The organism is Pseudomonas sp. SJZ077, assembly GCF_007993905.1.
Taxonomy (GTDB): Bacteria; Pseudomonadota; Gammaproteobacteria; order Pseudomonadales; family Pseudomonadaceae; genus Aquipseudomonas; species Aquipseudomonas mandelii.
In genome coordinates, this window is the sequence record NZ_VIUJ01000006.1 from 1 (window position 1) to 13761 (window position 13761).

Annotated in this window: 10 protein-coding genes; 2 read left to right on the forward strand and 8 right to left on the reverse strand. The window is 56.3% G+C overall.

Translation table 11 applies throughout. The annotated features are described in order from the left end of the window. Positions 1-506: 506 nt before the first annotated feature. Entirely contained in the window at positions 507-764 is a 258-nt protein-coding gene (locus tag FBY01_RS11275; RefSeq protein ID WP_145307865.1) for a hypothetical protein, read from the reverse strand. Between the two features lie 526 nt (positions 765-1290). On the opposite strand from FBY01_RS11275, the gene FBY01_RS11280 reads away from it, so the two are divergent. Further along, positions 1291-1506, forward strand: coding sequence for a 2-hydroxyacyl-CoA dehydratase (locus tag FBY01_RS11280; protein ID WP_145307863.1), 216 nt, complete (start codon positions 1291-1293; stop codon positions 1504-1506). A gap of 681 nt (positions 1507-2187) precedes the next feature. On the opposite strand, the gene FBY01_RS11290 is transcribed toward FBY01_RS11280, so the two are convergent. The 6 genes from FBY01_RS11290 to xylA form a co-directional block, all read right to left on the reverse strand. Further along, a complete protein-coding gene (locus tag FBY01_RS11290; protein WP_145307859.1) occupies positions 2188-3039 on the reverse strand; it encodes a universal stress protein in 852 nt (283 codons plus the stop codon). 11 nt (positions 3040-3050) lie between these two features. Beyond that, complete coding sequence (locus tag FBY01_RS11295; protein WP_145307877.1) at positions 3051-4538, reverse strand: SulP family inorganic anion transporter; 1488 nt, start codon at positions 4536-4538, stop codon at positions 3051-3053. Positions 4539-5420: 882 nt separating this feature from the next. Further along, positions 5421-6557, reverse strand: a complete 1137-nt coding sequence (locus FBY01_RS11300) for a sugar ABC transporter permease (RefSeq protein ID WP_010460804.1) — start codon at positions 6555-6557, stop codon at positions 5421-5423. Next, positions 6558-8114, reverse strand: coding sequence for a D-xylose ABC transporter ATP-binding protein (gene xylG / locus FBY01_RS11305; protein WP_010460802.1), 1557 nt, complete (start codon positions 8112-8114; stop codon positions 6558-6560). Positions 8115-8213: 99 nt separating this feature from the next. After that, positions 8214-9215: a D-xylose ABC transporter substrate-binding protein gene (xylF, locus tag FBY01_RS11310; protein WP_145307857.1), complete on the reverse strand. Its 1002-nt coding sequence runs from the start codon at positions 9213-9215 to the stop codon at positions 8214-8216. A 147-nt stretch (positions 9216-9362) separates the two neighbouring features. Then, on the reverse strand, positions 9363-10679 hold the full coding sequence (gene xylA, locus FBY01_RS11315; RefSeq protein WP_145307855.1) for a xylose isomerase: 1317 nt from the start codon (positions 10677-10679) through the stop codon (positions 9363-9365). 179 nt (positions 10680-10858) lie between these two features. On the opposite strand from xylA, the gene FBY01_RS11325 reads away from it, so the two are divergent. Continuing rightward, positions 10859-12034, forward strand: coding sequence for a DNA-binding transcriptional regulator (locus FBY01_RS11325; RefSeq protein WP_145307851.1), 1176 nt, complete (start codon positions 10859-10861; stop codon positions 12032-12034). A gap of 113 nt (positions 12035-12147) precedes the next feature. On the opposite strand, the gene FBY01_RS11330 is transcribed toward FBY01_RS11325, so the two are convergent. Further along, positions 12148-13725 carry a GMC family oxidoreductase gene (locus FBY01_RS11330; protein ID WP_145307849.1) on the reverse strand — a complete coding sequence of 526 codons (1578 nt, stop codon included), beginning with the start codon at positions 13723-13725 and terminating at the stop codon, positions 12148-12150. Positions 13726-13761 lie beyond the last annotated feature (36 nt).

A 13761-nucleotide genomic window follows, 5' to 3' on the forward strand; every position in this document is an offset into this window, starting at 1 on the left:
CCCGCTGTTCCTATGGTAAAAACGAGATGTTTGCATGCCTATCCTAACAAGCTTTTTTACAATCTGGCGAAAGCTGGTCTCACAGGGTAGGTGCAATAGGGCGTCAGTCAGCTTGGATGCAGGGCTCGAAACGGGGCGCTTAAGCAACCATTTGGTTCTTCTTACCTTTCGCTGAAGAGGATTGATGGGGCGGGATGTTTCCTATACGAAGGTGCCGGTTCTTCAAGGCGCATCAGTCTCGCCACCGATGCCGACGACAGCCATGCCCAATCGACAGGAACTCCATCACGGATTTTTCTGCTGATTCTCAAAAGGTTGAAGAGGCCGAACTCAAAGGCAAAGCCTATACCAGCGTGGCCACCAACAAGACCGAGAAGGCTCGTGTCGTTTGGCAGCATAGCCATGGAGGAACGCGTGGCGAAACGCCAATGCTCCAGCCTGATGGGCGGCGCAAGTCGGTCGATTGACAGCGATAGGTGTTTTCTACATGCGTGAAATGATGGGTGTCATACATCAATCTGCAATTCCAGATCCCCATTTGCCAATATACGAGCGTTAACAAGGGTACCGGTCAGTGGCTGCTTTGAAAGCTGGATAACAGTAATCGTATGCGCCTTGTGAAGATCATCGGGGAAAGGAGCTTTCACCTGCACTTGAAAGGCAACACGCGTAATCGGGATGATCATCGCCACGCAGTCCGCGCTTTTTACGATGGGGCCAAAAAATGTGTCCAGCAGATAATTCAAGCGTATGCGGCAGCTCATACACAAACCCCATTCAGTACAGAAGATCGGAGTATTCACACTCACTTGTTAACTAGACTGTACATGCAGTATTGCAGTTCAACGTGCTGATGCCCGTCGCCAGATTCAAATGCGTTTGTTCGTGTTCAAAATTAATGCGGCCGGGTTTTTCAAGCTTCTTCGATGAAGTCATCATGGGCAACCGGCTTGCTCGCGTGGTGATTGAACCCCGCTTGCTTGTTTGGTTACTTTCTGGTCAACGCTGGTGGCGTAACCCGAGAGCGCAAACAGGTGTGTATTGTGATGAGCGTTCTGACGAATGGGCCTGGATGAGCGCGCTCCATCTCCAGCACTGAAGCACTCATCAAGTATCGAGATTCATCCCCCAATAGCTCTTTCCCCCCCAAGCGGCGCCCCTGATTCAGTTGCGATCTTAGCCTGGTTCTCCGCCTGTCGAGCGTGCAACAGCAACACCATACGTCCACCGCTATGAACGTACTTTCGCCAGCGTCCTCTAGAGAATAAAGGCTACGATGGAGCTACGGTCATGTACAGCGAAGCAAAAATGCTGGCCTATGCCAGATGGCACGAACTGCTGACGGATTCAGAAACACTTATGGATTCGGAAGAGCGATATGAAGAATTGCTGAAACTTGCTGACGAGTATCGATGCCAAGGGATTATTGATAGGTCAGAGCGCAACACATTGATCGAAATTGCGACGGCGGCCTACGCGAGATCGGTTGCAGACCTATCAAAGTAGACCACTATCAGGAAAAACTTGTCAGGCGAGTAAGCATAGCGAGTGTCATTTTTGTGAACTGTCAGTTTTAGCTGCTCGTCGCAAGCGCGCAGCGAATATTGAATCCTACTTGGATTGCGCTACGCGATTCGCCCCAGAGGGTCAGCGCAATGAGCGCGGCTTCGAGAGCCAGTTATTCCAATTGATGTTGACGAGTAGGGCAGGGAGTAGGTGGGAACAACTGCAAAGCATGCTGCCAAGAACGTAGGCTGCTGGCTCCATAGCCGACGGATAAAGGATCTAGTAATCTTATTTGAAATTTTGGTTAGGTCAGCGGCCGTTCTGGCGCGACGTATTTTTGACCAGTGACAGAGAGCAAGAACCCCCATCATTCAGTGTTGAGCATACAGCCTCAGCGTCTGTCCTGACGTTGAACACCCCATGCTTGCTGGCTGAGCCTCCCTCTACAAGATCAACGACCCTGTATCGCTTTCTACCATCGTCCAGTGTGGTGGTCTCGATCACTCTGAATCTTTCGTGCATGGTGCTTTCCGTGCATGACATTGGTGACCTACAAGTACCGGCAAAACAAGACGAATTCAAGAACGATGCAGGGGTAAGCTGAGACAATTTATGACAGCGCGCATTTCAATGAACAAGTATTTCTTGAGGCAAGGAGATACTGTGGTTTTGAAACCTACGTCAACGAAGCAGCAATATAGGCATGGTGGCTGTTCGTAGCATCGTTGTAGTCGTACTGCCTACTAGAAATCGCCGGATGCGTGAGTGCCCGTAGGCGCCCATAACCAGCAAATCAATTCCGTGCTCAGCTTGGTAGACGTGTAAAGCAGCCTCCACCTCTCCTTGACGGATTTGGGCTTCAACGTCAAAGCCTGCAGTGAGGAGCACGCTTACAGCCCTCGCCAGAGCCTCTCTATTGGCTTCTGAGTTTGCCTCTACCATGACGAGATGAATGGACAAGGTTTCACAAAGCTGGCTGGCGGCAAGCATCTGTACGGTTTTGAAGGCTGTAGTGCTGCCGTCAAATGCGATCATGACCTTTTCGGGTTTTTTATATCTGCTGGCTGTGATCAGAATGGGCCGGTGAATTGTCCGCACGACAGTTTCTATCTGGCTACCAAGGGTTCGCGTATCGCGTGTGCTGCCTTCACCCGGTCGGCCAATGACCAATAATCGAATATCGTCCTGGAGGTCACTCAGACTCTCAACCAAATGGCCGTGGCGCTGCTTCAGGTCAGGATAAGCTGCACCGAAGATGACAGTTCGCTCCCCGGCTGCTTCAAGCATATGCTGTCCCTGCTCCAGAGCGAGCCTGGCACGCTGGGCATCCAACGTAGCCAGTTCCTCCAGCAGATGCTCTCGACTTCCGAGTCCAATATTTCCGCTCAGGTCAACGGCCGCCGGGTATTTCTCTTCATCCAATACATGCAACAAAGTAAGAGGCGCGTGTATTTGTTGCGACGCCCATGCTGCGTAGTCGCAGACCGCCAATGAGGATTGTGAGTTATCAATGCATGCCATTACGTTGGTCATTTTTGATCTCCTTAGTGGCTCATGAGCTTGTCGATGGCATCAGGTTTGTCATGCACGCCAAAGCGGTCAACGATTGTGGCGCTGGCTTCGTTAAGGCCCAGCACCTCAACCTCAGCACCCTCGCGGCGGAATTTGATGACCACCTTGTCCAATGCCGCGACGGCGGTGATATCCCAGAAATGGGCTTGGGTCAGGTCGATGGTGACTTTGTTGAGAGCTTCCTTGAAGTCGAAAACATGGGTGAATTTTTCAGCTGAGTTGAAAAATACCTGACCTACTACGGTATACGTGCGGTGTGAGGTTTTGCTATCCAGGCTGGACTTGATGTCGAGGTAATGCCCGATCTTGTTTGCAAAGAACAGCGAAGCCAGCAATACGCCGACCAAGACACCATAGGCCAGATTATGCGTTGCCACGACCACAACAACGGTAGCAACCATGACGATGTTGGTTGAGAGTGGGTGCTGCTTGAGGTTACGCAGGGAGTCCCAACTGAAGGTGCCGATGGAGACCATGATCATCACGGCGACTAGCGCAGCCATAGGAATTTTAGACAGCCACTCACCTGAAAAGACGATGAGTAGTAGCAAGAAGACGCCGGCACAAAGAGTCGAAAGGCGGGTACGGCCACCTGATTTTACGTTGATGATTGACTGGCCGATCATGGCACAGCCCGCCATACCGCCAAGCATGCCAGCAATGATGTTGGAGATACCTTGGCCCTTGCATTCTCGGTTTTTGTTGCTGGTGGTATCGGTCAGGTCATCGACAATGGTCGCTGTCATCATGGACTCCAGGAGGCCTACAACTGCCAGCGCTGCTGAATACGGGAAGATGATCTGCAGAGTTTCAAAGTTCAGCGGGACTTCAGGCCATAGGAAGATAGGGAGGGTGTCCGGCAGTTGACCCATGTCACCTACAGTGCGGATATCCAAGCCGAGGTAAATGGCGACGGCGGTCAGCGTCAGGATGCACACCAGTGGTGAGGGAATCAGCTTGCCGATCTTCGGTACATACGGAAACAGGTAGATGATTGCCAAGCCCGCAGCGGTCATGGCATAGACATGCCAGGTGACATTGGTGAGTTCAGGCAATTGCGCCATGAAAATCAGGATCGCCAGCGCATTCACAAAACCTGTGACTACCGAGCGTGAGACAAAGCGCATCAGTGAGCCAAGCTTCAGGTAGCTGGCGAGGATTTGGAGAACTCCACAAAGCAATGTGGCTGCGAGTAAATATTGAAGCCCATGCTCTTTAACCAGTGTGACCATGAGTAGCGCCATGGCGCCGGTAGCCGCCGATATCATGCCAGGACGACCTCCGACGAAGGCAATGACAGCACAAATACAGAAGGAGGCGTAGAGGCCGACTTTGGGATCGACGCCGGCAATGATTGAGAAGGCAATGGCTTCCGGGATCAACGCCAGAGCGACAACGAGACCCGCGAGCACGTCTCCACGGACGTTGGAAAACCACGTTTGTTTGAGTGATTGCAGCATCTGAATATCCAAGGCAATGCACCGCACGCACACCAAGCGAATGGCGAGCACGTCGATACGAATTCAAATTGTGAAAATTATTTTGCTGTGCGCTTTGGGAGTAAGAACCGGGCATACAGCAGGGCGCAGCCGCGAGCGAAACTGGCGGAAGCGAGGAGTTGCGAGGGGGTGTAACGCTAAGGCGGCGTAGGCTGCCAGAAGATCGTTTGGAGTACAGTCATGTTGGTGATCCTGTAGCTCAAGGGTCGGGCTGAGCGGGAAGTATACAGTCAAGCTATCGTCGATTGCGACCCGCCACCTTCACTTTGGGCGGATTGCTTTGAGAAAGGTCTTTTGGCAAAATCACTCACCTGCGCTTCTTTTGTCAGTTCTCCATCCCTCTCAGTTGGGAACTGCGTAGTTGAGAAGCGCAGGTAAAAACCCGGCCAAGTGCCGGGTTTTTTATTTCTGGTGAGCAAATGGCGTCTGCCTCTGTCCTAATGTTGAATACTCAGTGCTTGCTAGCTGAACCTCCCTCGACAAGATCAACGACCCTGTATCGCTTGGGCGGTGCACGGGGGGCTTGGGGAGGGCGAGGCACCCAAGGCAGAGAAAAACCTGTGGCAGGAATTTTTTTGAAATCAAGGGGCTGCCAGCCTCACGAAATGAGTAAATAATTCACTCCATCGAAAGCACTGATGTCTGAAAAAACACTATGTTTTCAAGTAGATAGGGCGCGAGTCATAGTCTCGTTTCCCGCTCCAAGATTCAAATAAAACGCCACTCAATGAGTGGCGTTTTTTTTGCGTTGCATTTACGTTCGGCATTGAAAGAGGGAGGCTTCGGCCTGAGAAAAAGGGCTTATGTCCAATGCGATCGTGAATGATTTCATCCCGCAGCGGATCAGCGTCGTCCGGTCCGGGTGCTCACGTCTATCCATACGGCCAACACCAAAATGCTGCCTTTGACGATCATCTGCCAGTAACTGTCGACGTCAAGCATGGACATGCCGTTGTCCAGGCTAGTAATGACCAGCGCGCCGAGGAGTGCACCATAGACCGTACCGGAGCCCCCGCGCATTGAGGTGCCACCGATAAAGCACGCAGCGATGGCGTCGAGTTCGCCCATGCTGCCGGCCGAGGGCGAGCCGGCGGCCAGGCGCGCGGTGTTCACCACGCCGGCGAGCGCACACATTACGCCCATAATGCCGAAAATCCAGAGCTTCACGGCTTGCACATTGATACCGGACAGGCGCGTTGCTTCCATGTTGCTGCCCACGGAATAGACGCGTCGACCGAAGACGGTCTGACTGGTCACGTAGCTGAACACACCCAACAGAATCAGCAGAAGCAGAACCGGCACGGGGATGCCGTCATAGCTGTTGAGCGTTTGGACGAATCCGGCCAGCACTGCACCGATCAACAGCACTCGAAAAACGTCACGCGCCAGTGAATGTGGCGCCAGACCGTGGAGCGCGCGATTGCGCCGTTGTTTCCAGGTCAGGAACAGCGTCAATGCGAACAGTAGAACGCCCAGGGCCATGCCCATCGTGTGTGGCAAATAACCCTGGCCAATGTAGACAAACTCCGGCGACACCGGGGCGATGGTTGTGCCGCCGGTAATCCCCAGTAAAATGCCGCGAAAGGCCAGCATGCCCCCCAGCCCCACGATGAAAGACGGGATGCGCAGGTACGCGGCCATGTAGCCGTTGGCAAGGCCGATCAGCAGTCCGCACAGGGCGACAAGGCTGAGATTCGCCAGCAGCGGTATGTGGTAGATCACGTCGAGGATGGCCGCCACCCCACCGAGCAAGCCCAGCAATGAGCCGACCGACAAATCGATCTCGCCACTGATGATGACCAGCACCATGCCGCAGGCAAGAATCCCGGTGATGGACATCTGCCGCAGCAGATTGGACAGGTTGCGCGGTGTTAGAAATCCGCCCTCGGTCTGCCAGCTGAAGAACATCCATATCATTGCCACGGCAACCAGCAGCGCGAGCATTTTGTAGCGGGTAAAAAGTTGTTTGACCTGATTCATTTACGCGGGTATCCGATCATTATTGTTATAGCCACCAGATTGACTGAGTGCGGCGGCGAGCACCTGTTCCTGGGTGAGTTCGCGGTTGATGAAGTCGCCACGCAACTGCCCCTCGCCGATGACCAATACTCGGTCGGATACACCTAGCACCTCGGCCAGCTCCGAGGAAACCATGATGATCGACACGCCTTCGGCCGCCAGCGCTCCCATCAACTTGTAGATTTCGTACTTGGCGCCGACATCCACACCCCGGGTGGGCTCATCGAGGATCAGGACCCGGGGTTTGGTCAGCAGCATCTTCGCCAACACGGCTTTTTGCTGATTGCCGCCGGAGAGACTGGTAATCGGCAGGAACGGGCTCGCGGTATTGAGGTGCAAGCGCGATATTTCCCGATCGATGCAACCCAGCTCGGCTTCGGCATCAATGCGGGTGAGTTTCGAGTAACCGTCCAGCACGGCCAGGGTGATGTTCTGGCCGACGCCCAGGTCTGGAATGATGCCTTGACGCTTGCGGTCCTCAGGCACCAGGCACAGACCGGCACGGATTGACTTGAGCGGCGTGCGGGTGTCGATGGGTTGGCCGTCCAGCCAGACCTCGCCTTCATGGCGGCCGGGGTAGGCGCCAAACAGCGCGGTCACCAGTTCTGTACGGCCTGCGCCGACCAGGCCGGCAATTCCGAGGATTTCCCCACGTTTGAGAACGAACGAAATATCGTCTACCCGTTTGCGTTTGGGGCTATCGACGTCGTAGCAGGTGATGTGGCGGGCCTCGAAAATCACGTCGCCGATGTCGTGCGGCTCGGTAGGGTAGAGGTTGCTCATTTCCCGTCCGACCATCTGGGTGATGATCTGCGCAATGTCCATGTCCGCCATGGCGGTCGTGGCGATGTGCTTGCCGTCACGGATCACTGAAATGGTGTCGCACACGGCGGCTACTTCGTCGAGCTTGTGGGAGATGTAGACGCAGGCAACACCCTTGGCCTTGAGGTCGCGGATGATGTCCAGCAACACTTCGATTTCTGAGCGGGTCAGGGCCGATGAAGGCTCGTCGAGGATCAGCAGGCGCGCTTGCTTGTTCAGTGCCTTGGCAATTTCCACCAGTTGCTGATAGCCGCCGCCATACTGCGAAACGGGTAGCGACACGTTCATGTCCGGCACTTTCAGTTCACGCATCAAGGCTTCGGCACGGTGGATCATCGCCGGGTAATTCATGCGCCCACCGGGCAGCGTCAGTTCATGGCCCATGAAAATGTTCTCGGCCACCGACAGGTCGGGAACCAGCGTCAGTTCCTGGTGAATGATGACGATACCGGCGGCTTCGGTTTCGCTGATGGATTGGGCCTTGAGCGGTTGACCATCCCAGAGAATTTCGCCGTCCCAGGTGCCATGGGGGTAGACCGCCGAAAGGATTTTCATCAGCGTGGACTTGCCGGCGCCGTTCTCGCCGCACAGTCCAACGCACTCACCCGGCCTGACTTTGATGTCGATGCCATTGAGCGCTTTGACACCGCCGAAGGTTTTGACGATACCGTTCATTTGCAGCAGATAATCGGGCATGGCAGAGACTCATGAGCGTGAGGTATGTGGCTGACACTGCAGGAACCAGGGGCTGGCCGGGCTCCCGCAGCGGGCCGTTGAGACGTTACGCTCTGCTGTTCATTTCCCGGCAATCTGTGCCTTGGTGTAGAACCCGTCCTGCTCCAGCAGGTCAATGTTGTCCTTGGTCAACGGGGTTGGCGTGAGCAGGATGGTGTCCACTTTTTTGCTGCCATTGTCGTACTGCGAGCTATAGGCGGGTTTCTCGTTACGCGCCAGTTGTACCGAGAGTTTGGCGGCTTCGGAGGCGATGAGTTTCAGCGGCTTATACACGGTCATGGTTTGAGTGCCATCGATCACTCGCTTCACCGCTGCGAGGTCAGCGTCTTGTCCCGAAATCGGCACCTTGCCAGCCAGTTGCTGAGACGCCAATGCCTGGATGGCGCCGCCTGCCGTGGCGTCGTTGGAGGCAACGATGCCATCGATTTTGTTGTCGTTGCGGGTCAAGGCGTTTTCAACAATGCTCAGCGCTTCGGTCGGGTTCCATTCCTTCACCCATTGTTGGCCAACAATCTTGATGTCCCCCTTGTCGATGGCCGGTTGCAGCACTTTCATCTGCCCTTCGCGCAGCACTTTTGCGTTGTTGTCGGTGGGCGCGCCACCCAGCAGAAAGTAATTGCCCTTGGGCGCTGCGTGCAGCACGCCGCTGGCCTGCATTTCGCCGACCTTTTCGTTATCGAATGAAATGTACGCATCGATATCGGCGTTGAGAATCAGACGGTCATAGGACACAACCTTGATTCCGGCCTTCTTCGCTTCGGCGACGGCGTTGGTCAGGACGGTGGCATTGAACGGCACGATGACGATCACATCGACGCCGCGGGAAATGAGGTTTTCGATTTGCGAGATCTGCTTTTGCTCGTTGCCATCGGCCGATTGCACGAAGACCTTGGCGTCCATTTTATCCGCTGCCGCGACAAAGTAATCGCGGTCCCGTGACCAGCGCTCCAGCCGCAGATCATCAATGGAGAAACCGATTTTCGGGTGGGCGGCATCGGCCATCACCGGCAACGACAGCAGAGCCAAGGCGCCGGCCAATAGCGTGCGTTTTACGTTCTTCATGGTGGTGCGTCCTTTTATTGTTGTTGGAAAGACACTGCCTGATGATGAGTATCGGGCTGGTAGGACTGTAGAGAGTCGGCAGGCGTTGCGGACACAGATTTGTCGCGTAAATGTCACAGCCCCGTTGCCGACTGACTTCGCTGGCGATCAGCGATAGATGAACCGGTTGACGACGTTCTCGAGCATCTCCTGCCTGCCGCTGACGGCTTGCGGGTTCAGCTCGTTAGCGAATGCATGTTCGGCCAGTGACTGGAGGTTGAAGTCACCCGTCAGCACCGCCTGCCCGAACGGCTGCTGCCAGCCGGAGTAGCGTTGATCCTTGAGTTGCTGCAGTCGGTCGTTCTGAACCATGGCGGCTGCCCGTTCCAGAGACAGGGCAAGAACGTCCATTGCACCGATATGGCCATGGAACAGATCAATCTCATCGAGGCTCTGGCGGCGGACCTTGGAGTCGAAGTTGAATCCGCCATTCATGAACCCGCCGGCCTTGAGAATTTCATAGGTCACCAGGGTCATTTCTTCGACGCTGTTGGGGAACTGGTCGGTGTCCCAACCGTTTTGCGGATCACCGCGGTTGGCGTCGATGCTGCCGAAAATCCCCAGCGAGACGGCCGTCGCAATCTCGTGATGAAAGCTATGGCCTGCCAGGGTTGCGTGGTTGGCCTCGATGTTGACTTTGATTTCCTTTTCCAGACCGAACTGCTGGAGAAAGCCGAAAACGGTCGCGCTGTCGTAATCGTATTGGTGCTTGGTCGGTTCCTGCGGCTTGGGTTCGATCAGCAGGTCGCCTTTGAAGCCGATCTTGTGCTTGTGCTCGACCACCATGCGCATGAAGCGGCCCAGTTGTTCGCGTTCACGTTTCAGATCGGTATTGAGCAAGGTTTCGTAACCTTCGCGACCGCCCCACAACACGTAATTGGAGCCTTTCAGGCGTTGGGTGGCGTTCATGGCGCTGAACACCTGGGCGGCGGCGCAGGCAAACACTTCGGGGTCCGGATTGCTGGCGGCACCGGCGGCAAAGCGCGGGTTGCTGAAACAGTTGGCGGTTCCCCACAGCAGCTTGATTCCGCTGTCTTCCTGATGTCGCTCCAGGTGATCAACCATTTGCGCGAAGTGGTTGCGGTACTCCTTCAGCGAATTGCCCTCCGGGGCGACATCCGTGTCGTGGAAGCAGTAATAGTCGATACCCAGTTTGGAGAAAAACTCGAACGCGGCGGCCGCCTTGTCAATGGCCACCTCCATCGGGTCGCCGGTGTGTTGCCACGGGCGCTTGAAGGTTGCTGCACCGAACACATCGGACCCTGGCCAGACGAAGGTGTGCCAATAACAGGCAGCCATGCGCAGGTGTTCACGCATGGGTTTGCCGAGGATGACTTTGTCGGCGTCGTAGTGTCGGAAGGCGAGAGGCGAGTTGCTGTCAGGGCCTTCGTAGCGAATCTGGTCGACGTTGGGGAAGTACGGCATCAGGCAAATGTCCTTGTTGTTCTTGGCGGTGTCCCGATACTAGCAACGGCCCCGTTACCGCTGATTACGAAAATCATCAACACAGGGTGCGATTTTGAGTATTGAGATTCGTCGACCGGGCGCCTAGTCTGTGCCAATCGCCGTCCAGGACGGCTTGCCTCCAGACCATAATAAAAACAATGAAAACCGTACCTCCCGTGCACCGCATCGCGCTGCTGTTCAACGGCAGCAAGATCTATGACCGCGGCATCATCAGCGGCATCGGCAATTACCTGAGCAGCACCCGTGCCTCTTGGGACCTTTTTCTGGAGGAGGATTTTCTCTGTCGCCTGAAAGGCATCGAACGATGGCAGGGGGATGGGATCATTGCCGACTTCGACGATCCGCTGATCGGTGAGGCGTTGGCCGGCATCGAGTTACCCGTGGTGGCGGTGGGCGGTTCTTACGAGGATGAGCGCGCCTACCCGAAAGGTATCCCGTATGTGGCCACCGATAACGACGCCTTGATTACCCTTGCCTACAAGCACTTGATCGAGGCAGGGCTGACACGTTTTGCCTGCTTCAGCCTGCCGGAAGCGCAGGCCAACCGTTGGGCGCAGGAACGGGAAAAATCCTTTCGACGATTGATGCAACGCGATGGTCTGCACGCTGAGGTCTATCGGGGCATGGGCACCAGCGCGCCACTCTGGGACAGCGCCGTCGAGCAGCAGATCGACTGGCTACAAAGCCTGCCCAAACCCATTGGTATCATCGCCGTCAGTGACGCCCGCGCCCGGCAGTTGCTGCAAGCCTGCCTGACCGCCGGAATCGCCGTCCCGGAGCAGGTGGCACTGATTGGCATCGACAACGACCCGTTGACCCGCTGCTTGACCCGGGTCCCCCTGAGTTCGGTCATCCAGGGCACCGAAACCATGGGGCGCACCGCTGCGCGATTGCTGCACCAGATGCTGCACGGCATGCCCTCCACCGGCATGCACATCCTGATACCCCCGGATGCGATCAACGTGCAGGTCTCGAGTTTGCACCAACCCTTGGGCAACCCATATGTCATGCAAGCCCTGCTGTTCATTCGCCAATATGCCTGCCAGGGCATCAAGTCCGCGCAAGTGGCGGCCTACGTGGGGGTGTCTCGCTCATCGCTGGAATCGCACTTTCGCGATGTGCGAGGCTGCAGCGTCCACGACGAGATCCTGGGTTTCAAACTGGCAGCCGCCACCAACGGGCTGGAGAACACTGATTCAGCCATCGCCGACATCGCGCGCAATTGCGGCTTCAAATCGGCGCAGTACCTGCACACCGTTTTTCGCCGCGAGTTGGGGTGCACGCCCCGGGAATACCAGCAGGGCGCCAGATAGCGACGCGAGGCGTGTTTGGTCAATTGCTGTGGGTTGCGACTGCGACCGTCAATTGCCTCCCTTTCTTTGCAAGGTCGACGATACCGCCGCCCGCTGTCAGTGTTCTCATTGCCTTATCCGAGTGGCGCTGTGACCGGAGCGATCACTCCATGCGCCGCGAGGATGAGATCGGCTGCTCGCTCGCCAATGACGACGCAAGGAGCCATGGTGTTGCCAACGGTGATTCGCGGCATGATCGAGGCATCGGCGATCCGCAGTTTCTCGATGCCATACACGCGGAGTTGATGGTCGACCACCGACATCGCATCTCGGCCCATTTTCGCGGTGCAGGACTGGTGCCAGTAGGACACTGCAGAATTGCGCATGAACTGCTCCATGGCGCGGTGATCTTTTGGCCCGGGGACCACCTCGCGCTTTACCAACCCATTGAAGGCTTCGCTGTTGCCGATTGCCCGGCAGAGGTCGATCGACGCAAACGCCGACGCAATGTCCTCGGGTGCGCTCAGCGAGTTCGGTTCAATCAGCGGTGCATCCAATGGCCCGGCGCCCGATAGGCGCACGCGCCCTCGACTGACAGGCCTGGCCAGCCCTGCGAACGTCGTCCAACCCTGTTGCGGCGGCAGGATACCCACTTCAGCCGGGGAGGGCACCGCAAATTCAAGCTGACAGTGCAGCAGGTCTGGGGCGTCCAGGCGACTGTCGCTTTTCCAGTACACAGTGGTTTCACAACCACCGCCGCCCACAGCTTGGGGTCGCAAGTATTCCCAGGTACAGGCAAAGGCAATATGGTCCTGAAGATTCTGACCCACGCCGGGAAGGTGACTGATCGGAACGATGCCATGGGTGCGCAGTTCGCGCTCCGGGCCGATTCCTGACTGCATGAGCACCTTGGGCGTATTCACCGCGCCCAGGGACAAGACGACTTCGGCTTCGGCATAGAAGCAGTGGCGTTGCCCTTCGATTATCACTTCGACACCGACCGCCCGTGAGCCGTCAAGAAGAACACGGGCCACCAATGCGCCGGTGAGAACCGTCAGATTCGGTTGGTTCAGCAGTGGCCGGATATAGGAATCGTAAACGGACTCGCGCCTGCCCTGATTGATGCGCAGATCGGTGATCGCGGCCCCGCCCGGGCCTTCCATCATCGCGCCGTTGGGACTGTCATATCGGGGAATACCGAGACGGCTGGCCGCTTCCAGTATTGCCTTGGCGAGGGGCTGAGGCGTAGCTGGCTGCTCGACATGCACGGGGCCACCAGAACCCCGCCGTGCGGCATCCGGGCTGCCGTGCCAGTTCTCGATCCTCCGGTAATAATCCAGTACCGAATCGTATCCCCAGGCAGCGTCGCCGGACTCGGCAGCGAAGTGATCCCAGTCCGATCGATGCCCGCGTGCCCAGACCATCACGTTGATGCTGGATCCACCCCCGAGCCCCTTGCCCATGTTCAAGGAAAGACGACGACCGTTGAGGTGGGGATTGGCTTGTCCTTCGAATGCCCAGTCGCGCTCCGAACCGAGGTTCAGCGGCCACTGCGCGGGTTCTACAACCTCTGGGCCGTTGTATTCGCTGCCTGCTTCAATCAATAACACGCGTGCGTTGGACTGTTGGGCAAGGCGGGCAGCAACCACGCAGCCCGCCGTGCCTGCGCCACACACGATGAAGTCGTAGTTGCGCTCACTCAGATGATTCATGCGTCCGTTCCGTATCGATGCAGCGGTTGAGTTCTG

Excerpts from the sequence above, each read along its gene's own strand:
- xylF (WP_145307857.1), bottom strand. The coding sequence starts at position 9,215 with ATGAAGAACGTAAAACGCACGCTATTGGCCGGCGCCTTGGCTCTGCTG.
- FBY01_RS11330 (WP_145307849.1), bottom strand. The coding sequence starts at position 13,725 with ATGAATCATCTGAGTGAGCGCAACTACGACTTCATCGTGTGTGGCGCA.
- FBY01_RS11295 (WP_145307877.1), bottom strand. The coding sequence starts at position 4,538 with ATGCTGCAATCACTCAAACAAACGTGGTTTTCCAACGTCCGTGGAGAC.
- xylG (WP_010460802.1), bottom strand. The coding sequence starts at position 8,114 with ATGCCCGATTATCTGCTGCAAATGAACGGTATCGTCAAAACCTTCGGC.
- FBY01_RS11290 (WP_145307859.1), bottom strand. The coding sequence starts at position 3,039 with ATGACCAACGTAATGGCATGCATTGATAACTCACAATCCTCATTGGCG.
- FBY01_RS11325 (WP_145307851.1), top strand. The coding sequence starts at position 10,859 with ATGAAAACCGTACCTCCCGTGCACCGCATCGCGCTGCTGTTCAACGGC.
- FBY01_RS11300 (WP_010460804.1), bottom strand. The coding sequence starts at position 6,557 with ATGAATCAGGTCAAACAACTTTTTACCCGCTACAAAATGCTCGCGCTG.
- xylA (WP_145307855.1), bottom strand. The coding sequence starts at position 10,679 with ATGCCGTACTTCCCCAACGTCGACCAGATTCGCTACGAAGGCCCTGAC.
- FBY01_RS11280 (WP_145307863.1), top strand. The coding sequence starts at position 1,291 with ATGTACAGCGAAGCAAAAATGCTGGCCTATGCCAGATGGCACGAACTG.
- FBY01_RS11275 (WP_145307865.1), bottom strand. The coding sequence starts at position 764 with ATGAGCTGCCGCATACGCTTGAATTATCTGCTGGACACATTTTTTGGC.